Annotated in this window: 15 protein-coding genes; 7 read left to right on the forward strand and 8 right to left on the reverse strand. The window is 54.8% G+C overall.

From position 1 onward, the window contains the following. Positions 1-48 precede the first annotated feature (48 nt). From ppc to ACLJNW_RS20225, 3 genes are all read left to right on the forward strand, one after another. Positions 49-2,700 (forward strand): phosphoenolpyruvate carboxylase, encoded by a 2,652-nt coding sequence (ppc, locus tag ACLJNW_RS20215; RefSeq protein ID WP_001005548.1) that lies wholly within the window; start codon positions 49-51, stop codon positions 2,698-2,700. 210 nt (positions 2,701-2,910) lie between these two features. Further along, positions 2,911-4,644, forward strand: a complete 1,734-nt coding sequence (locus ACLJNW_RS20220) for a phosphoethanolamine transferase CptA (RefSeq protein WP_001192092.1) — start codon at positions 2,911-2,913, stop codon at positions 4,642-4,644. Positions 4,645-4,804: 160 nt separating this feature from the next. Further along, positions 4,805-5,656 (forward strand): helix-turn-helix transcriptional regulator, encoded by an 852-nt coding sequence (locus ACLJNW_RS20225; protein WP_000274596.1) that lies wholly within the window; start codon positions 4,805-4,807, stop codon positions 5,654-5,656. On the opposite strand, the gene ACLJNW_RS20230 is transcribed toward ACLJNW_RS20225, so the two are convergent. The 5 genes from ACLJNW_RS20230 to ACLJNW_RS20250 all read right to left on the reverse strand — a co-directional run bounded on the left by ACLJNW_RS20230 (position 5,643) and on the right by ACLJNW_RS20250 (position 10,652). Beyond that, entirely contained in the window at positions 5,643-5,996 is a 354-nt protein-coding gene (locus ACLJNW_RS20230; protein ID WP_023204375.1) for a PTS fructose-like transporter subunit IIB, read from the reverse strand. The genes ACLJNW_RS20225 and ACLJNW_RS20230 overlap by 14 nt on opposite strands. A gap of 1 nt (position 5,997) precedes the next feature. After that, entirely contained in the window at positions 5,998-6,876 is an 879-nt protein-coding gene (locus tag ACLJNW_RS20235) for a [formate-C-acetyltransferase]-activating enzyme (protein WP_000171724.1), read from the reverse strand. Then, positions 6,842-9,139, reverse strand: coding sequence for a formate C-acetyltransferase (locus ACLJNW_RS20240; protein ID WP_023204374.1), 2,298 nt, complete (start codon positions 9,137-9,139; stop codon positions 6,842-6,844). Before ACLJNW_RS20240 ends, ACLJNW_RS20235 begins: the two co-directional genes overlap by 35 nt. A 98-nt stretch (positions 9,140-9,237) precedes the next feature. Then, the gene (locus ACLJNW_RS20245) at positions 9,238-9,558 is read right to left on the reverse strand and encodes a PTS fructose-like transporter subunit IIB (protein WP_000161258.1); all 321 of its coding nucleotides are present in this window, start codon (positions 9,556-9,558) and stop codon (positions 9,238-9,240) included. A 14-nt stretch (positions 9,559-9,572) separates the two neighbouring features. After that, positions 9,573-10,652, reverse strand: a complete 1,080-nt coding sequence (locus ACLJNW_RS20250; RefSeq protein WP_000661597.1) for a PTS fructose transporter subunit EIIC — start codon at positions 10,650-10,652, stop codon at positions 9,573-9,575. 308 nt (positions 10,653-10,960) lie between these two features. Here ACLJNW_RS20250 and ptsP point away from each other — a divergent pair, with 308 nt between their 5' ends. The 4 genes from ptsP to ACLJNW_RS20270 all read left to right on the forward strand — a co-directional run bounded on the left by ptsP (position 10,961) and on the right by ACLJNW_RS20270 (position 16,132). After that, positions 10,961-13,462: a phosphoenolpyruvate--protein phosphotransferase gene (ptsP, locus tag ACLJNW_RS20255; RefSeq protein ID WP_001128491.1), complete on the forward strand. Its 2,502-nt coding sequence runs from the start codon at positions 10,961-10,963 to the stop codon at positions 13,460-13,462. A 10-nt stretch (positions 13,463-13,472) separates the two neighbouring features. Further along, on the forward strand, positions 13,473-14,135 hold the full coding sequence (gene fsa, locus ACLJNW_RS20260) for a fructose-6-phosphate aldolase (RefSeq protein WP_000424866.1): 663 nt from the start codon (positions 13,473-13,475) through the stop codon (positions 14,133-14,135). Between the two features lie 11 nt (positions 14,136-14,146). Beyond that, the gene (locus tag ACLJNW_RS20265; RefSeq protein WP_000374041.1) at positions 14,147-15,250 is read left to right on the forward strand and encodes a glycerol dehydrogenase; all 1,104 of its coding nucleotides are present in this window, start codon (positions 14,147-14,149) and stop codon (positions 15,248-15,250) included. A gap of 258 nt (positions 15,251-15,508) precedes the next feature. Then, positions 15,509-16,132 carry a DUF1287 domain-containing protein gene (locus ACLJNW_RS20270; RefSeq protein WP_024154539.1) on the forward strand — a complete coding sequence of 208 codons (624 nt, stop codon included), beginning with the start codon at positions 15,509-15,511 and terminating at the stop codon, positions 16,130-16,132. Between the two features lie 57 nt (positions 16,133-16,189). On the opposite strand, the gene katG is transcribed toward ACLJNW_RS20270, so the two are convergent. The 3 genes from katG to ACLJNW_RS20285 form a co-directional block, all read right to left on the reverse strand. Further along, positions 16,190-18,370, reverse strand: coding sequence for a catalase/peroxidase HPI (gene katG, locus ACLJNW_RS20275; RefSeq protein WP_058663609.1), 2,181 nt, complete (start codon positions 18,368-18,370; stop codon positions 16,190-16,192). A 164-nt stretch (positions 18,371-18,534) separates the two neighbouring features. Further along, entirely contained in the window at positions 18,535-19,425 is an 891-nt protein-coding gene (gene metF, locus ACLJNW_RS20280; RefSeq protein ID WP_000007504.1) for a methylenetetrahydrofolate reductase, read from the reverse strand. A gap of 194 nt (positions 19,426-19,619) precedes the next feature. Then, positions 19,620-21,176, reverse strand: a complete 1,557-nt coding sequence (locus tag ACLJNW_RS20285; RefSeq protein ID WP_000865260.1) for a bifunctional metallophosphatase/5'-nucleotidase — start codon at positions 21,174-21,176, stop codon at positions 19,620-19,622. Positions 21,177-21,281: the final 105 nt, after the last annotated feature.

The following is a 21,281-nucleotide window of genomic DNA, read 5'->3' on the forward strand; positions in this document are numbered from 1 at the left end:
ATGAAAGAGACAGGGCAATTACATTAAAGATGGGGTGTCTGGGGTCATATGAACGAACAATATTCCGCGTTGCGTAGTAATGTCAGTATGCTCGGCAAGGTGCTGGGAGAAACCATCAAGGATGCGCTGGGAGAACACATTCTTGATCGCGTAGAAACAATCCGTAAGCTATCCAAATCTTCACGCGCCGGCAATGAAGCTAATCGCCAGGAGCTGCTCACCACGCTACAAAATTTGTCTAATGACGAGCTGCTGCCAGTTGCGCGCGCGTTTAGTCAGTTCCTGAACCTGGCCAATACTGCCGAGCAATACCACAGCATTTCGCCAAAAGGCGAAGCCGCCAGCAACCCGGAAGTGATTGCCCGTACTCTGCGTAAACTGAAAAACCAACCGGACCTCAACGACGCAACCATCAAAAAAGCGGTAGAGTCGCTGTCTCTGGAGTTGGTGCTAACCGCCCACCCGACAGAAATTACCCGCCGTACGCTTATTCACAAGATGGGTGAAATCAACAACTGTCTGAAACAGCTTGATAATACCGATATCGCCGACTACGAACGCCACCAGGTAATGCGTCGCCTGCGCCAGTTGATTGCCCAATCCTGGCATACGGATGAGATCCGCAAGCAGCGTCCAAGCCCGGTGGATGAAGCCAAATGGGGCTTCGCCGTGGTTGAGAACAGCCTGTGGCAGGGCGTACCTAACTATCTGCGTGAACTGAACGAACAGCTGGAAGAAAATCTCGGCTACAAATTGCCGGTGGATTTTGTGCCGGTACGTTTTACCTCCTGGATGGGCGGCGACCGTGACGGCAACCCGAACGTGACGGCGGATATCACCCGCCACGTGCTCTTGTTAAGCCGCTGGAAAGCCACCGATCTGTTCCTGAAAGACATTCATGTTCTGGTATCAGAACTGTCGATGGTCGACGCCACGCCGGAGCTGCTGGCGTTAGTGGGCGAAGAAGGCGCGTCTGAGCCGTATCGCTACCTGATGAAAAAATTGCGCGCCCGTCTGATGGCGACCCAGTCCTGGCTGGAAGCGCGTCTGAAAGGCGAGAAGCTGCCCAAACCGGCTGGCCTGCTGACGCAAAACGAACAGCTCTGGGAACCTCTGTACGCCTGCTACCAGTCGTTACAGGCCTGCGGCATGGGCATTATCGCCAACGGCGAGTTACTCGACACGCTCCGCCGCGTGAAGTGTTTCGGCGTACCGCTGGTGCGTATTGATATCCGTCAGGAGAGCACCCGCCATACCGAAGCGCTGGGCGAAATTACCCGCTACCTTGGTATTGGCGACTACGAAAGCTGGTCGGAAGCCGACAAGCAGGCCTTCCTGATCCGCGAGCTGAACTCCAAACGTCCGCTGCTGCCGCGTAACTGGGAGCCGAGCAACGATACCCGCGAAGTGCTTGAAACCTGCAAGGTTATTGCCGAAGCGCCAAAAGGATCGATCGCCGCCTACGTAATTTCAATGGCGAAAACGCCGTCTGATGTGCTGGCTGTGCATCTGTTGCTGAAAGAGGCAGGTATCGGCTTTGCCATGCCGGTCGCGCCGCTGTTTGAAACCCTCGACGACCTGAACAATGCCGACGACGTGATGACCCAGTTGTTGAATATCGACTGGTATCGCGGGCTGATTCAGGGTAAGCAGATGGTCATGATCGGCTACTCCGACTCGGCGAAAGACGCCGGCGTTATGGCCGCGTCATGGGCGCAGTATCAGGCGCAGGACGCCCTGATCAAAACTTGTGAAAAAGCTGGCATCGAGCTTACCCTCTTCCACGGCCGCGGCGGCTCTATTGGCCGTGGCGGCGCGCCAGCCCACGCGGCGCTGCTTTCGCAACCGCCAGGCAGTCTGAAAGGCGGTCTGCGCGTGACCGAGCAGGGCGAGATGATCCGCTTCAAATACGGCCTGCCGGAAGTCACCGTCAGCAGCCTGTCGCTCTACACCAGCGCAATTCTGGAAGCAAACCTGCTGCCGCCGCCGGAACCGAAAGACAGCTGGCGTCATATTATGGATGAGCTTTCCGTCATCTCCTGTGAAACCTACCGCGGTTACGTGCGCGAAAATAAAGACTTTGTACCGTACTTCCGCTCCGCGACGCCGGAACAAGAGCTGGGCAAATTGCCGCTCGGCTCACGTCCGGCGAAACGTCGTCCAACTGGCGGCGTCGAATCGCTGCGCGCGATTCCGTGGATCTTCGCCTGGACGCAAAACCGCCTGATGCTGCCAGCCTGGCTGGGCGCGGGTACTGCGCTGCAAAAAGTGGTGGAAGACGGTAAACAAAGCGAACTGGAAGCCATGTGCCGCGACTGGCCGTTCTTCTCCACGCGTCTTGGGATGCTGGAAATGGTATTCTCGAAAGCCGACCTGTGGCTGGCCGACTATTACGATCAGCGTCTGGTGGCGAAAACGCTATGGCCGCTGGGCAAAGAGCTACGAGACCTGCTGGAAGAAGACATTAAAGTGGTGCTGGCGATTGCCAACGATTCGCACCTGATGGCCGACTTACCGTGGATTGCGGAGTCCATTCAGTTAAGAAACGTTTATACCGATCCATTAAACGTGTTGCAGGCCGAGTTGCTGTATCGTTCCCGTCTGACTGAAGAGCAGGGCAAATCGCCCGATCCTCGCGTCGAACAGGCGTTGATGGTCACGATTGCGGGCGTCGCCGCCGGTATGCGCAACACCGGCTAACGCCAAAAGAAAGCCGCCCTCACGCAGTTATGTGGGGGCGGCATGAAATACTGCTGTCATCCTCGTCATTTTTTCAATATATTCCTGTCTGCATTTTATGCATTTATAAATCTTTCTTAGCAAAACGTGCGGCATAAAGCAGGTTTGCTTCAGATTCTTTTAAGGTTCAGGCGTTACGTTTGGCGCTACGATTAAAGACAGGCTCTCATTATGCAATCCACATTACTCCAGACTAAACCCGCGTTTAGCTGGAAAGCCCTGGGCTGGGCACTGCTCTACTTTTGGTTCTTTTCCACCCTCCTGCAGGCCATTATTTATCTCACCGGATACAGCGGGACAAACGGTCTGCGGGATTCGCTACTGTACAGCTCACTGTGGCTGATCCCGGTCTTTCTGTTTCCAGGCCGCATCCGGGTTATTGCTGCCGTTATTGGCGTCGTACTCTGGGCCGCCTCGCTGGCGGCGCTGAGCTATTACGTAATCTACGGGCAGGAGTTCTCGCAAAGCGTGCTGTTTGTGATGTTTGAAACCAACGCCAATGAAGCCAGCGAATATTTAAGCCAATATTTCAGTCTGAAAATTGTTCTTGTCGCGCTGGCTTATACGGTGGCGGCGATTTTGCTGTGGACACGTCTGCGCCCGGTTTATATTCCATCCCCCTGGCGTTATCTGGTGTCGTTTGCCCTGCTGTACGGGCTGATCCTCCATCCCATCGCGATGAATACCTTTATCAAGCATAAGTCGATGGAGAAAACGCTGGATAGCCTGGCGTCACGAATGGAACCCGCCGCGCCGTGGCAATTTATTACTGGCTACTATCAGTACCGTTTACAGCTCGCCTCGCTGAATAAACTGCTGAATGAAAACGATGCCCTGCCGCCGCTGGCTAACTTCCAGGACCACTCCGGTGATGCGCCGCGCACACTGGTACTGGTGATTGGCGAATCGACCCAGCGTGGCCGTATGAGTCTGTACGGTTATCCGCGCGAAACCACGCCGGAACTGGACGCGCTGCATAAAACCGACCCCGGGCTGACCGTGTTTAATAATGTGGTAACTTCGCGACCGTACACCATTGAGATCCTGCAACAGGCGCTAACGTTCGCGGACGAAAAGAACCCGGACTGGTATCTGACGAAGCCATCGCTGATGAATATGATGAAACAGGCCGGGTATAAAACCTTCTGGATCACTAACCAGCAGACGATGACGGCGCGTAATACCATGCTGACCGTGTTCTCTAAGCAGACTGATAAGCAGTTCTATATGAACCAGCAGCGCACTCAAAGCGCGCGCGAATATGACAGCAACGTGCTGGCGCCGTTTAAAGCGGTGTTAGCCGACCCGGCGCCGAAAAAATTCATTATTGTGCATCTGCTGGGAACGCATATTAAATACAAGTTCCGCTATCCAGAAAACCAGGGCAAGTTTGATGGTAAAACCGACCATGTTCCGCCGGGATTAAGCAGCGACGAACTGGAGTCGTATAACGATTACGACAACGCGAACCTGTATAACGACTATGTTGTCGCCAGCCTGATTAAGGACTATAAAGCGACCGATCCGAACGGTTTCCTGCTTTACTTCTCCGATCACGGTGAAGAAGTGTATGACACGCCGCCGCATAAGACGCAGGGACGAAACGAAGATTCGCCAACCCGTCATATGTATACGGTGCCGTTCCTGCTGTGGACCTCAGAGAAATGGCAGGCAGCGCATCCGCGCGACTTCTCACAGGATGTCGATCGTAAGTACAGCAGTTCCGAGCTTATCCACACCTGGTCGGACTTAGCGGGCCTGACCTATGATGGCTACGACCCGACGCGTTCCATCACCAACCCGCAGTTCAAAGAGACCACGCGCTGGATTGGCAACCCGTATAAGAAAAACGCGCTGATTGATTATGATACGTTGCCGTATGGCGATCAGGTCGGTAATCAATAGCCTGTATGTTGCCCGATAACGCTAACGCTTATCGGGCCTGGCGTGCTTCTCTCCCGTAGTCCGGATAAGGCGCAAAGCGCCGCTATCCGGCAATAATCGCTTGAGGACATCGGTTTTCGACGTTACTGTTTCCTCTGTTTGCGATCGGCAGGGGATTATCATGTATCACGACGTCAGCCACCTTCTCTCCCGTCTCATCAACGGCCCGCTGCCGCTGCGCCAGATTTATTTTGCCAGCGCCAGCGGCCCAGCGCCGGAACTGGCGTACCAGGTGGATTTTCCGCGGCTGGAGATTGTGCTGGAGGGCGAGCTTACTGACATGAGCATTACCGCCCCGCTCATTCCTTGCGATGTTCTCTACGTTCCGGCTGGCGGCTGGAACATCCCGCAATGGCAAACGCCCGTCACCACCCTGAGCATTCTGTTTGGCAAACAGCAGTTAGGTTTCAGCGTAGTCCACTGGGATGGTCAGCAGCATCAAAACCTCACGAAACAGCACGTTGCGCGCCGCGGCCCGCGTATCGGCTCGTTCCTGTTACAAACGCTTAATGAGATGCAGATGCAGCCGCAAGAGCAGCAAACGGCCAGATTGATTGTCGCCAGCCTGCTAAGCCATTGCCGCGATCTGCTCGGCAGCCAAATCCAGACCGCCTCCCGCAGCCGCGCGCTTTTTGAAGCCATTCGGGAGTATATTGATGAACGCTACGCCGCGCCGTTGACGCGCGAATCGGTAGCACAGGCGTTTTATATCTCGCCAAATTACCTCTCGCACCTGTTCCAGAAAACGGGGGCCATCGGCTTTAACGAATACCTGAACCATACGCGACTGGAACACGCCAAAACGTTGCTGAAGGGTTATGACCTGAAAGTGAAAGAGGTGGCGCACCGCTGCGGCTTTGTCGACAGTAACTATTTCTGCCGCCTGTTTCGCAAAAATACGGAACGCTCGCCGTCGGAGTATCGCCGCCAGTATCACAGCCAGCTAACGGAAAAGCAGATTACTCCAGGATAAGGTGGGTATGTTGCGGCGCGGAAAGGAGTTTACGCACAGCGCTCATTACCCGCTGTGGCTCCCGCAAAAAAGCGCTGATCCCCGACTGGACATAGCGACTCCGGGTAAATCGCTCTACGCCCGCCAGCTCGATATCGGTAATGAGCAACACGACATCGGCACGGCGGATATCCTCTTCCATTAAGCGGTTCTCTGTACCGAGTGCCCCTTGGGTTTCAATCTTGATGCTCCACTTCTCCTGCTGGCAAAGTTTTTCCAGCCGTTCAGCAGCCATATAGGTATGCGCTACACCACTCACGCAGGCGGTCACTGCCACCAGATGCCGTACAGGTACTGCCATATTAACCTCCTGTGGTGACCTGAAATCCTGCTTGCTCCGCCATCTCCCGAAACAGAGCGATCTCTTGCACCGACGGCGCGGGAATATCTTTCATCATCCATGATTTTCCAAGCAGCCGGTATTTCGGCTCGCCGTACTGATGAAACGGTAGCAGGTGAACCTGCTTTATTCCTAATGATCTCAACAATGTTAACGCGCACTGCAGATTCTCTGCGTTAAGCGTAAAGCCAGGAATCAACGGCAAACGAGGGATCACCGTGATTCCCTCGCTAACCAGTAACCGTAAATTCTCCAGTACGCGCGGCAGATTCATGTTGATCACCTCGCGCGCCCGCTCCGCATCCATAATTTTCAGATCAAACAATACCTCATCACACGCCCTTGCCAACGGCAGTAGACGGCTGGCCGACGTATCGCCAGCCGTTTCAATAGCACAAGGAACGCCCCAACGCCGCAATCGCTGTAAGAAGCGCGTGGCGAACGGCGCCTGCATCAGCACTTCGCCGCCAGAAAGCGTCACCCCGCCGCCGGAAGTACGAAAGAAGATGTCGTCTTTCAGCACTTCGCGTTCCAGTTCATCCAGCGTAATATCACGCCCAATACGCTCAAACGCGCCGGAAGGACATTCGTCGGCATCCCGCAGACACGGCGTGCAACGCAGGCATTTATTTTCCCGGCGCACCGTTTCAATGCGCGGCGAGATAGATTCCGGATTAGCGCACCACGGACAGGTATGCGGACAGCCCTTAAAAAAGACCACCGTACGAATCCCCTGCCCGTCATTCAGCGAATAGCGCTGGATATTGAAGATACGCGCGGTCTCCTCATCGCGCGCCCCCACAACCTCACAACTGATGCGCGGTGCGGCGAATAATGTCATCCTGAATCTCCTTCGACAGCTCGACAAAGAAGGCGCTGTAGCCCGCCACGCGCACCACCAGCCCAGCGAAATCCTGAGGCCGTAGCTGCGCTTCGCGCAATGTGTCGGCATTCACCACATTAAACTGGATGTGCTGCAGTTTGAGCTGGGTAAACGCGCGCAGGAAATCCGCCAGCTTGCGCAGTCCCGCCTCTCCTTCCAGAGTCGCAGGAGTAAACTTCACGTTCAGCAACGTACCGTTCGACAGCAGCGTGTTATCCAACTTACTTACTGATTTTAGTACCGCCGGCGGCCCTTGCATATCCTGTCCGAGCATCGGCGACAGGCCGCCATCCGCCAGCTGTTCTCCGGCAAAACGCCCGTCCGGTGTCGCGCCGACCACCGCTCCCAGCGGCACATGCGCGGAAACCGTGTATGAACCCGGCGTAAACTGGCCGCCGCGCGGATTCTGGTATTTTTCCACCTCTTTGCAGTAATACCGCAGCAGTTCGGCGCTGATGTTATCGACATTATCAATGTCGTTGCCATATTTTTCGAAGCGGTTGATAAGCCTGGCGCGGATCTTTTCCCCTTCTGGCGTGGCGAAGTTGTTTTTCAGGATCGACAGCAGCGCATCAAAACTCAGGCGCTGCTGATCGAATACCAGCCCATTGAGCGCATGAAGGGAATCACTCAGGTTGGCGATACCGATGCCCTGTACGCCCGAAAAGTTATAGCGCGCGCCGCCGTCGGTGATGTCTCGCCCTTTCTCCAGGCAGTCGCTGATAAACGAAGAGAGCAGCGGCACCGGCGCCCAGTCACGATGGCCGATATCGCAAATATTGCTGCCTTCTACCATTAGTGTAATGTAGTGACTGATTTTGGCGCGAATATGCGCCAGCAACGCCTCATAAGTAAGAGTGTCGTTGCCCTCATTTTCATACAAGCTGATTTCCATCACTTTCAGCAGATTAAACATGGCGATGTCATGCAGCCCGTAGGTTCTGCCCGGAATCGACAGCTCAACACATCCCACCACCGCATAATCGCGCGCATCCTCCAACGACACGCCACGGTTAAGGAACGCGGGAACCACCACTTCGTCATTGAAAATCTGTGGAATGCCGGTACCGAGGCGAATGGTCTCGGCGGTCTTGAGCAGGAACGGCGTATCAATCAGCGCGTTAGTGCGCACGCCGAGATTCGGCTGCGGCAACTGCACGCTCTGGTAGGCATCCAGGCAGAGAAAAGAGAGCACGTTTACCGCGCTGCGTCCGCTTTCCGTCAATCCGCCCAGCAGCGCGGTGTAACCCGTCGGGAAACCGGCAAAATAGCGCGCGCTACTGGTGGAACGCAGCAGCACGATATCGTTGCATTTCACCCACAGCGACTCGAGCAACTCTTTCAGGAACGCCGGATCGTCGCCCTGAGTGAGCGAAGTCTGATAAAACGGCAGCATGTACTGGTCGAAACGCCCGAGCGACAGCGAACTGGCGTTGGACTCGTACTGCAAAATAATGTTCATGTACCAGAACAGCTGACATGCTTGCCAGAACGTCTGTGGTTTGTGCTGCGCGTTATGCCGCGAATTGGCGGCAATGGTGAGCAGTTCCTGACGACGACGAGCGTCCGGGCAGCGCTCCGCCTGCTGTTCCGCCAGCACGGCATAACGCAGGATGTGGCGTTGCGATGCCTCAAGTAACAACAGAGCGGCCTGATAAAAGTCGTTTTCCGGCTGTTGCTCGCAGCGCGCGCGTATCTGCGCCGCCAGTTCACCCAGCCCGTTATTGAGCAAGCGTGGATAATCAATAATGATATGCCCCTGCCCTTTATCCGTCTGGTTAATGCTAAAAATCTGGGTGCTGACGGCGGCTTTCACCTCATCGGTCATCTGCCCGTTAATAAAATCTTTCATCGACCGTTTTTCCCAGTACGGGAATAGAACCTCACGATAGAGGCGCTTATCCTCTTCGCTGATATCAAAACGGTCCTGCGGACGCGTCGGGAACCGATCCAGCTCGTTAAGCAGCCAATACGGGTCCATTTCCGGCGACATAATACCCGCGCGCGGCTTAACGGTTCGGTTTCCGGCAATCAGCTCCTCGTCACGAATCGAAATTTCAACATGTTCAAGGATATACGCCGTCGCTTTGGCGCGGCGCAAAATGACCGGTTCGCCCTCCGTCTGCTGATGGCTGGCGGTATAAAGCAGCGCGCGCTCCAGAGAAATTTCACGGTGATTCTGAAACAGAGCGGCTTTGAGGCGTTGAATACGATGGGTCATGAGGAGCTCCTGTGGACACGAGCGCCGGATGGCGGCATAAATCTCTTATCGGGCCTGTGAGCAGGCCCGATAAACTTGCGCCATCGGGCATTTTAACGTTACGCGGTTTGCGAAAGATGGGCGTCAATCTTGTTCATAATGGCGTCGGCGCGTTTTACCGCGTCGCTGATATTGACGCGAACGATAGTTTTACCCGCAAACCGCTCTTCGAACTTGATGCCGATATCTTTAGTCAAAATCACCATATCGGCGCTCGCCACATCCTCTGCCGTCAGTTCATTTTCCAGCCCAATCGAGCCCTGAGTCTCCACTTTCACATCCCAACCTTTCGCTTTGGCTGCGCTTTCCAGCGCTTCAGCCGCCATATAGGTATGCGCAACACCAGAAGGACACGCGGTTACTGCAATAATTTTAGTCATGGCTTATTCCTCGCTTAATTCATCTCAAAATCTAAATCCAGGTCGTCTTCTTTTTCGTCAACTTGCGACACATTCTTACGCGTCAGGCTTTTCAGCACGTTAACGCAGACTGCCGTTACCACCGCGCCCACGGCGACTGCCGCGACATAACCCAGCTTGCCTTCCACGACTGGCAGAACAATTAAACCGCCCCAACCGGCATAACACTGCGCGCCAAACAGCGCGGCCATTACCGCACCGCAAGCGGAGCCCACCATAATGGATGGGATCACGCGCAGCGGATCGGCAGCGGCGAAAGGAATCGCCCCTTCCGTTACGCCCACGCAGCCCATGACCAGCGCGGCTTTACCGGCTTCGCGCTCTTCAACAGAAAAATTCTTGCGGCCAATCAGCGTCGCCAGCCCCAGTCCCAGTGGCGGTACGCAGATGCTCACCGCGGCGATAGCCACCACGGTATATACGCCCTGCGCCACGCAAATCAGCATGAACGCATAAGCGACTTTGTTAACCGGGCCGCCCATATCAAAAGCCAGCATCAGCCCCATGATCACCGCCAGCAGCACGATGCTGCCCTGCTGCATCCCTTGCAGCCATTGGGTCAGGCTGCTTGTCAGCGCACCGATCGGTTCGCCCAGCCCCCACATCATGATGCCCGCGGTGATAAAAGTGCCAACGATGGGAATCACAAAAATAGGCATCACAGAACGCAGCACCTTATGCACCGGGATTTTCTTCAAGTAATGCACCACGATCCCGCCGATAAGTCCGGCGATAAGTGCCCCGAAAAAACCCGCGCCGAAGCTGTTACCCACCCAGGCACCAATTGCGCAAGGAGCCAGCGCGGAGCGTTCGGCAATGGAGTAACCGATGTATGCGGCGAGGAAAGGCACCATCAGCGTCAGCCCGGCGACACCGATATCAAACAGTTTTTTAAGATTCGGATCGGTGGCGGCATCGGGTACGGCGCCCTTGCCATATAGCATGACGGAGACTGCCAGCAAAATTCCGCCAGCCACCACAAAGGGGATCATATGCGAAACACCGGTCATCAGGTGCTGGCGGGTATTTTTCAGGATCTGTACCAACTCTTTCATAAGTCGCTCCCGGGCTGGATAAAGCCCATGTCCATAAAGTTACTGCGGAAAACAATAGGCAATCCATTGCCGCGCAGACAGTGGATAAAAAGGCCATTTACTGGATTTTTGTAATATCAGTATAAAAATGCGATCCGCTTCATAACTTCTGAAAAAGGTAAAACCCGCGCTACCACGCTAAGTTGTGAGACAACTCGCACTTTTTGCGCTACATTACATTTATCCAGCTTTTGACAGATTTGTCACATGGCGTATTCCGGCTACCTCCTTTTATGCTGTAGCGAGAGAATCGTTATGGGAGAGAGGCAATGCCCCTGATTGTGGAATTTACCTGTGAACTGCCGAATGGCGTACATGCGCGCCCGGCAAGCCACGTAGAAACGCTGTGTAATACCTTCACGTCGCAAATTGAGTGGCACAACCTGCGCACCGATCGCAAAGGCAGCGCCAAAAGCGCGCTGGCGCTGATTGGCACCGACACGCTGGCTGGCGACCACTGTCAGCTGGTGATTTCCGGTGCCGATGAACAGGTTGCCTGTCAGCGTCTGAGTCAATGGCTGCGCGATGAATTCCCACTCTGCGACGCGCCGCTGGCGGAGATTAAAAACAGCGAACTGGAGCCGCTTCCGGCGTCGTTGACCCAGCTGAATCCGCAGATTTACCGCGCCCGTAGCGTGTGTAGCGGCAGCGCGGGCGGCGTACTGACGCCACTCTCTTCCCTGGATCTCAATGCGCTCGGCGAACTCCCGACCGCCAACGACACAGAGACGGAACAAGCCGCGCTGGACAATGGCTTAGCGATGTTGATAAAGCATATTGAGTTTCGTCAGCTCGACAGTGACGGTGCCGCCAGCGCGATTCTGGAAGCCCATCGTTCGCTGGCAGGCGACGCTTCACTGCGTCAGCATTTACTGGACGGCGTTCTGCGCGGTTTAAGCTGCGCGCAGGCAATCGTGGAAAGCGCGAACCATTTCTGCAATGAGTTCGCTCGCGCCAGCAGCAGCTATTTACAGGAACGCGCGCTGGATGTTCGTGACGTTTGCTTCCAGTTACTGCAACACATTTACGGTGAGCAGCGCTTTCCGGCGCCGGGCCAGTTGACCCGGCCATCTATCTGTATGGCGGAAGAGTTGACGCCAAGCCAGTTCCTCGAACTGGATAAAACCTTTCTCAAAGGTCTGCTGTTAAAAAGCGGCGGCACCACTTCGCACACGGTGATTCTCGCCCGCTCATTCAACATTCCCACCCTGGTTGGCGTGGAGATTGAGGCCTTAACACCGTGGCGTCAGCAGACGGTTTATATTGACGGCAACGCAGGCGCGATTGTCGTTGCGCCTGACGAGCCTGTCACTCGTTACTATCAGCAGGAAGCCCGCGTGCAAGACGCCCTGCGCGAACAGCAGCGCATCTGGCTGACCCAGGAAGCGCGCACCGCTGACGGCATCCGCATGGAGGTCGCCGCCAACATCGCGCACTCCGTCGAGGCGCAAGCGGCCTTTAGTAACGGCGCGGAAGCGGTTGGCCTGTTCCGCACAGAAATGCTGTATATGGACCGCGCCTGCGCGCCGGACGAAAACGAGCTGTACAATATTTTTTGCCAGGCTCTGGAGTCCGCAAAGGGACGCAGCATTATTGTGCGCACAATGGATATAGGCGGCGATAAGCCCGTTGATTATCTGAATATTCCTGCCGAAGCCAACCCATTCCTCGGCTATCGCGCCGTCCGTATTTATGAAGAGTACGCTTCTCTGTTTACCACCCAGCTACGCTCGATCCTCCGCGCGTCCGCCCACGGCAACCTGAAAATCATGATCCCGATGATCTCCTCTATGGAAGAGATTCTGTGGGTCAAAGAGAAGCTGGCGGAAGCCAAACAGCAGCTGCGTAATGAACATATCCCGTTCGATGAGAAGATCCCACTCGGCATTATGCTGGAAGTGCCGTCGGTGATGTTCATCATCGATCAATGCTGTGAAGAGATTGATTTCTTTAGTATTGGTAGTAACGATCTAACACAATACCTGCTGGCGGTAGACCGTGATAACGCCAAAGTCACTCGTCACTACAACAGCCTGAATCCCGCCTTCCTGCGCGCGTTGGATTTCGCGGTGCAGGCGGTACATCGTCAGGGCAAATGGATTGGTCTGTGCGGCGAACTGGGGGCCAAAGGTTCGGTTCTGCCATTGCTGGTAGGTCTGGGGCTGGACGAGATCAGCATGGGCGCGCCGTCGATTCCCGCCGCCAAAGCGCGGATGGCACAACTCGACAGCCGAGCCTGCCGCCAGTTGTTGAATCAGGCGATGGCCTGCCGCACCTCGCTGGAGGTGGAGCATCTGCTGGCGCAGTTCCGCATGTCGCAGCAGGATGCCCCGCTGGTTACCGCCCAATGCATAACGCTTGATAGCGACTGGCGCAGCAAAGAGGAAGTGATTAAAGGCATGACCGACAATCTGCTGCTGGCGGGCCGCTGCCGCTACCCGCGCAAACTGGAAGCCGATCTATGGGCGCGCGAGGCGGTATTCTCCACCGGACTGGGCTTTAGCTTTGCCATTCCGCACAGCAAATCGGAACATATCGAACAGTCCACCATCAGCGTGGCGCGCCTGAACGCGCCGGTACGCTGGGGAGATGACGAGGCGCAGTTCATCATTATGCTGACGCTTAACAAACACGCCGCGGGCGACCAGCATATGCGTATTTTCTCGCGCCTGGCCCGCCGCATCATGCACGAAGAATTCCGCAACACGCTGGTTAACGCCGCTTCCGCCGACGCTATCGCCAGCCTGCTGCAACATGAACTTGAACTGTAAAGGAAAGACTATGGAACTCTATCTGGATACCGCTAACGTGGCGGAAGTTGAACGTCTGGCGCGCATTTTCCCGATTGCCGGCGTCACCACCAATCCAAGCATTGTGGCAGCCAGCAAAGAATCTATCTGGGATGTGCTGCCCAGGCTGCAAAACGCCATCGGCGAAGAAGGCACTTTATTTGCGCAGACCATGAGCCGCGACGCGAAAGGGATGGTGGAAGAAGCCAAACGACTGAATAACGCCATCCCCGGCATTGTGGTGAAAATTCCGGTGACCGCCGAAGGTCTTGCAGCGATTAAATTGCTGAAAAAAGAAGGCATCGTGACGCTGGGCACCGCCGTCTACAGCGCATCGCAGGGCCTGCTGGCGGCGCTGGCGGGCGCAAAATATGTCGCTCCCTACGTCAACCGCGTTGATGCGCAGGGCGGCGATGGTATTCGTATGGTTCAGGAGCTGCAAACGCTACTGGAACATCACGCGCCCGACAGCATGGTACTGGCGGCCAGCTTTAAAACGCCGCGGCAGGCGCTGGATTGCTTACTGGCAGGTTGCCAGGCGATTACCCTTCCTTTAGATGTAGCGCAACAAATGCTCAATACGCCTGCGGTAGAGTCGGCAATAGAGAAGTTTGAGCAAGACTGGAAAAACGCTTTTGGTAATCTGAACCTGTAGGAGAGAAATGTATGGATCGCATTATTCAGTCACCAGGTAAGTATATTCAGGGTGCAAACGTCATCGCGCGTCTTGGCGATTATTTAAAACCAATGGCGAACAACTGGCTGGTTGTGGGCGATAAATTCGTGCTGGGATTTGCCGAAGAGACGCTGCGCAAAAGCCTGACGGGTGCCGGTTTGTCAGTAGAAATCGCCCCGTTTGGCGGCGAATGTTCGCAAAATGAGATCGACAGGCTGCGCGCCGTCGCCGAGAAAAGTCAGTGTGGCGCCGTACTGGGTATCGGCGGCGGTAAAACGCTGGATACCGCCAAAGCGCTGGCGCATTTTATGAACGTCCCGGTCGCTATCGCGCCGACTATCGCCTCTACCGACGCACCGTGCAGCGCACTCTCGGTTATTTATACCGATGCCGGTGAGTTTGACCGTTATCTGCTGCTGCCGCATAACCCGAATATGGTTATTGTCGATACGCAGATAGTGGCGGGCGCGCCGGCGCGTCTGCTGGCAGCCGGTATCGGCGATGCGCTGGCGACCTGGTTTGAAGCGCGCGCCTGCTCACGCAGCGGCGCCACCACAATGGCGGGCGGCAAGTGTACACAGGCCGCGCTGGCGCTGGCGGAGCTATGCTATAACACGCTGATCGAAGAAGGCGAAAAAGCCATGTTGGCCGCCGAACAGCACGTCGTCACGCCAGCGCTGGAACGCGTCATCGAAGCCAACACCTACCTGAGCGGGGTCGGTTTTGAAAGCGGCGGTCTGGCCGCAGCGCACGCGATTCATAACGGTTTAACGGCGATTCCGGATGCGCACCACTATTATCACGGTGAGAAGGTCGCTTTCGGTACGCTGACGCAACTGGTGCTGGAAAACGCGCCGGTCGAAGAAATCGAAACCGTTGCGGCGCTGTGCCATTCCGTTGGCCTGCCGATTACGCTGGCGCAACTGGATATTAAACAGGATATCCCGGCCAAAATGCGCACCGTCGCGGAAGCCTCCTGCGCAGAAGGTGAAACTATTCATAACATGCCTGGCGGCGCAACGCCGGATGAAGTGTACGCCGCGCTGCTGGTCGCCGACCAGTATGGTCAACGCTTCTTGCAGGAATGGGAATAAGGTCTGAGCAATACTCCTGACAATAGTCAGGAGTATTTCAGCTTGCTGACACAACAGAATTCATTTGCCGAATGTCGACACAGGCACCTTATCTGGCCTTGTTATCCAATCATCCAGGCCGGGTAAGCGAAGCGCCATCATCAGGTATTCCATAGCCTGGAATCAGTCCATTTTGTCCTGAAATAGACTTTTTTATCACGCACCATTCTCTCCGCGGAAAGTCAAATGACGTACTGACACACTTCACGGACGAAGAAGATGAAATTCGCACAGGCGCTTATCGGTATTCTTGCTGCTTTTTTTATTAGCCATATCTCTCATCATTCGCCACGCTCTGATACCAGACCAATAACCGTTCAGGCGCAAACTAATGCTGCAATCGCCCAAAGTGCCGGGACGCAAATAGGTAAGACGCTATTTTATGATGCTGCCTATGTTCGTCTGGATTATCCGAATGGCGATCTTCCGCTGGAGCGTGGCGTATGTGCAGATGTCGTCATCCGCGCGCTGCGCAGTCAGCAGGTTGATTTACAGAAACGGGTACATGAAGACATACAGGCGCATTTCTCTGCCTACCCGAATAACTGGAAGCTGAAACGCCCGGACAGCAATATCGACCATCGCCGCGTTCCGAATCTGGAAACCTGGTTCCAGCGTCACAACAAAGCGTTACCGGTGACAGATAAATATAGCGATTATCAACCGGGAGATATTGTCTCCTGGCGACTGGATAACGGCCTTGCGCATATTGGCGTGGTATCCCTGAACGTCACGCCTGAAGGGGTGCCGCTGGTTGTGCATAACATAGGCGCGGGAGCACAGGAGGAAGATGTATTATTTAACTGGAAAGTCACGGGGCATTTTCGTTATTTTTCGCATTAAACGCGGAAAACGTCAGCGACTACCGAATAGCAGCCGCTGACGAATTAACCCATCAGATTATTGCAGATCGAAACGGTCCAGGTTCATCACTTTCACCCATGCCGCGACGAAGTCCTTCACAAACTTCTCGTGCGCATCGCTACACGCGTAAACTTCCGCCAGCGCGCGCAGTACGGAGTTGGAACCAAACACCAGATCGGCGCGGGTCGCCGTGTATTTCACCTCGCCAGTCAGACGATCCCGGCCTTCGAACAGCTCATTAGATTCGTCGGTCGGTTTCCACTCGTAACGCATATCCAGCAGATTAGCGAAGAAGTCAGTGCTGAGCACGCCCGGTCTGTCAGTAAAGACACCGTTCTGGCTGCCGTCAAAGTTGGTTTCCAGCACACGCATCCCGCCAACCAGTACCGTCATTTCCGGTGCGGTCAACGTTAACTGCTGCGCTTTATCAATCAACAGCGATTCGGTCGTCGACACATCCAGACGCGCACGATAGTTACGGAATCCATCGGCAATCGGTTCAAGCAGCGAGAACATCTCGATGTCGGTCTGATCCTGACGCGCATCCACCCGGCCCGGCGCAAAAGGTACGCTGATGCTGACACCCGCAGCAGCGGCCGCCTGCTCGATACCGACCACGCCCGCCAGCACAATAATATCGGCCAGCGAAGCTTTATTCGTCGTTTTCTGGAGCGCTTCTAATACCGGCAGAACGCGAGCCGCAACGGCGTTGACATCCCAGTCGCGCTGAGGCGCTAATGCCAGACGCGCGCCGTTAGCGCCGCCACGCTTATCGCCGCCGCGGAAAGTAGACGCGGATGCCCAGGCAACCGAAACCATCTCGCTAATAGAAAGCCCGGATGCAGCGATCGCCGCTTTCAGGTTGATAATGTCTTCCTGCGTTGGCTGGTAGAGCGGTTGCGGCAACGGGTCCTGCCAGATCAGATCTTCTTTCGGCACTTCCGGTCCGATGTAACGCGCTTTTGGTCCCATATCTCTGTGCGTCAGTTTGAACCAGGCACGAGCAAAGGCTTCATTAAAGGCCTGCGGATCGTTAAGGAAACGACGGGAAATCTTCTCGAACTCCGGATCAAAACGCAGCGTCAGGTCGGTGACCAGCATGGTTGGCTTACGTTTTTTCGACGGATCGAACGGGTCCGGGATGATGTCCGGCGCGTCTACCGCTTCAAACTGGATAGCGCCAGCCGGACTACGGGTTTGTACCCACTCATATTTGAACAGGTTCTCGAAGAAATAGTTGCTCCACTGGGTCGGCGTCTGCGTCCAGACCACTTCCAGCCCGGAGGTGATAGCATCGGCGCCAACGCCACTACCATAGCTGCTGGCCCAACCTAAGCCCTGCGCTTCAATCGGCGCGGCTTCCGGATCGGCCCCTACATGGGATGCCGCTGCCGCGCCGTGGGTTTTACCGAGGGTATGCCCGCCAGCGATCAACGCCACGGTTTCTTCGTCGTTCATCCCCATATTGCCAAAGGTGGCGCGAATGGCGGCGGCGGCAGAAAGTGGTTCGCCGCTGTGATCCGGCCCTTCCGGGTTAACGTAGATAAGGCCCATCTCGGTCGCGCCCAGCGGCGCTTTTGCCAGCGCTTCAGGGTGTCGGTGAGTCAACCAGGCTTTTTCATCGCCCCAGTTCACATCCAGATCCGGTTCCCAGACATCTTCACGCCCGGCGCCAAAACCGAAGGTACGGAAGCCGGAGTTTTCCAGCGCCACGTTACCCGCCAGAATAAACAGGTCGGCCCAGGAAATTTTCTGGCCATATTTCTGCTTAATCGGCCACAACAAACGACGCGCCTTATCCAGGCTGACGTTATCCGGCCAGGAGTTAAGCGGCGCAAAACGCTGTTGACCACGACCCGCGCCACCACGACCATCAATAGAACGGTAGGTGCCAGCGCCATGCCAGGCCATACGAATAAACAAACCGACATAGCTGCCCCAGTCGGCGGGCCACCATGGTTGTGAATCGGTCAGCAGCGCCTTGAGATCCCCTTTCAGGGCGGAGTAGTCTAACTTGCTAAACTCTTTGCGGTAGTCAAAGTCTTCACCCAGCGGGTTAGAACGGTTGGAATGTTGATTCAAAAGATCCACGCGAAGCTGGTTCGGCCACCAGTCGCGGCTGGCAGTCCCTGCGCCTGCGCTTCGGTCATGCCCCCCCTGATGGAAAGGACATTTTCCAGTGGATAACGTGTTATGGGTATCGTCGGTCGTGCTCATATCTCAGCTCCCTTTTAAAGTGTTACCGTTACGATATACACCAGGAGCAAATAGATATAGTTGAATTAATCCACAGATTCGATAGCTAATACCTTTTATATTTTTAGTTACAGAGATGTAGATCAATATGAGGTGTAATAAAGCTCCCGGCAGGGAGCTGGAGGTTATAAACCCGGTCTTACGCCCAGTGTGTGGCAAATGGCATAACTCATTTCCGCACGATTCAACGTGTAGAAGTGGAAATCCTTTACTCCTTCGCGACTTAAAATTTTCACCATGTCCATCGCAATGTTAGCGCCCACCAGCTTGCGGGTTTCTGCGTCATCATCCAGCCCCTCAAACATCAGTGACATCCAGGACGGAATGCGGACATTGGTCATATCGGCAAATTTTTTCGCCTGTTTAAAGTTAGACACCGGTAAAATGCCGGGAATAATTTCTACGTCGATACCGGCAGAAACACAGCGGTCGCGAAAACGCAGGTAGCTTTCCACATCGAAGAAAAATTGGGTTATCGCGCGGTTAGCGCCAGCATCCACTTTACGCTTCAGATTAAGCAGATCGGCCTGCGCGCTTTTCGCTTCCGGATGTACCTCCGGATAGGCCGCTACTGAAATATCGAAATCGGCCACCTCTTTGAGCAAACCAACCAGATCGGCGGCGTACATCTCCGGCTTACCGCTGTCCGGCGGCAAATCACCGCGCAAAGCGACAATGTGGCGGATACCGTTATTCCAGTAGTCGCGGGCGATGGTGCGCAGTTCATCGCGCGTGGCGTCAATACAGGTAAGGTGCGGCGCGGCCTCAAGCCCAGTACGCTCTTTAATGCCTTTAATAACGCTATGGGTGCGGTCGCGTTCCCCGGAGTTGGCGCCATACGTTACCGAAACAAACTTCGGTTTCAGACTGCTCAGGCGATCGATGGAGTTCCACAGGGTTTGCTCCATTTCACTGGTGCGCGGCGGGAAAAATTCAAACGAAACGTTAATCTGACCCTGTACTTCCGCCAGGCTCTGATTCAGGGCTTCCCGCTGGTTGGCGTGAAAAAAGCTCATACCTTACCTCATCAATCGCATGTTATTATTTGTTGTGTTGTAAACATCTATCCGTTTAGACGTCCAGATGTAAAAATGACGGAAAAGCGGAAGGACGTCAACTGAAAAATCACGCCAAAGAATGAGGAATATTCAGCAAAGTTGAATTTTCTTCATGTCACGCCGCGACACTGAACGCGCCGCGGCAGGGGAAATTACTTCTTCACATCCGCAACGCGCATCCCTTTGAGCTGCTCATCCGTGATGGTGTTGCCCGCCTTAAAGTAATCAACTATCGCATTCGACACATAGTAGCCGCCGGAGGTGTTCCGCGCCTGGCCTTCCGTGAATGCCGCAAAACCATCGCCGCCGTCGGCAAGGAAGCTGTTGGTAGCGATGTGATAAACCGCCGCATCATCAATCGGCTTGCCATTGAGCGTCAGCACGGTAACCCGCTGGCCGACAGGTTTGCTGCTGTCATACTTCATCTCCAGCCCTTTAGACACCTGCAATACGCCGTTGCTTAAGCCAGCGCCATGCTCCATCAGGCTGCGCAATTGTTTACCGGTTAAATCCATCGTGACCAGTTCATTAGGGAACGGGAAGGTACTGATTACCGCCCCCATCGTCACCGCGCCAGCCGGGATTTCGTTGCGGATACCGCCAGAGTTAGTAAGCGCTAACTGGGTGTCTTTCCCCGCCGTAAAAAGCAGCGCATCCGCCGCCAGATTCCCCAGCGACGACGATTCGCCATACGCGCGGGTCAGCTCAACCGGCGACTGCGCCACCGTTTGCTGCACGACTTTATCGAGCTTTTTGTTCCAGCCGTCGATCACCTGTTTCGTTTGCGGATCTGGCTTCCACTCATCAGCAAAAATGGTCTTCAGCTCGAAGTTCTTCACGGTAAACTGATGCGGCTTTTCCTGGTAGTCCAGCACCAGTTTGCCGACATCAATACCGCCGCTGTCCGTTGAGAGGATCAGCGTATTACCGACTTTAATCGGTTCCGGCGTACCGACATGCGCGTGGCCGGTAATCAAAATATCCAGCCCTTTTACCTGACTTGCGGTCTGAATATCTTTATCCAGCGCGCGTCGCACATCGGTATTCCCCATGCTGGACTGGCGGGCCGGGGTGCCTTCGTGGATCAGCGCGACGGTCAGATCGACTTTACCTTTAAGTTCATCAATGTAACGTTGCAGCCACTTAATCTCATCGCGTGCCTCAATGCCCACGCGCGTCGCGGCGGATACCGTATCATTAAAAGCAAAGACACCGTGTAAGCCGATTACGCCAATCTTGACGCCATCTTTTTCAACAATGGTGTACGGCTTATCCCAGAAGGATTTACTGCTGTCCTCATAAAAAATATTGCCCTGCACGATAGGGAATTTTGCCCGGCTCAGTTGCAACAATGTATTGTCCCAGCCATGATCGAACTCATGATTACCGATAGTGGCAGCGTCATACTGCATGGTATTCAAAATATCGATAATCGCTTTACCCTTCGTCAGGCTGCTGATATACGGTCCGGTAAAGTAATCTCCGGCATCAAAAAACCACGTCGCCTTATTTTTGGCTTTTTCCTGCTTCACCAGCGTAGTGATATTGGCCCAACCGCCAATATCGCGTTTACCGTCAGCAATCCACGGCACTTTATAAGGCTCCACATGGGCGTGTAGATCGTTGGTGTAAATAATGGTGACATCTTTGGCGCAGGCCCAGAACGGCAGCGTGAACAAAATACCGGCAGCAAGCAGTTTTACTTTCATAAATAAGTCCCTTTCAGTCATATAAAGATTCGCTACGTTACGTTCTGAAAGGTTTTTTTATGTGAGAGTCCTCACACCCTCGTACCGTTTTATGAAGGCAGAATC

It is taken from the genome of Salmonella sp. SAL4457 (genome assembly GCF_046548235.1).
In the GTDB taxonomy this organism is placed as follows: Bacteria; Pseudomonadota; Gammaproteobacteria; order Enterobacterales; family Enterobacteriaceae; genus Salmonella; species Salmonella enterica.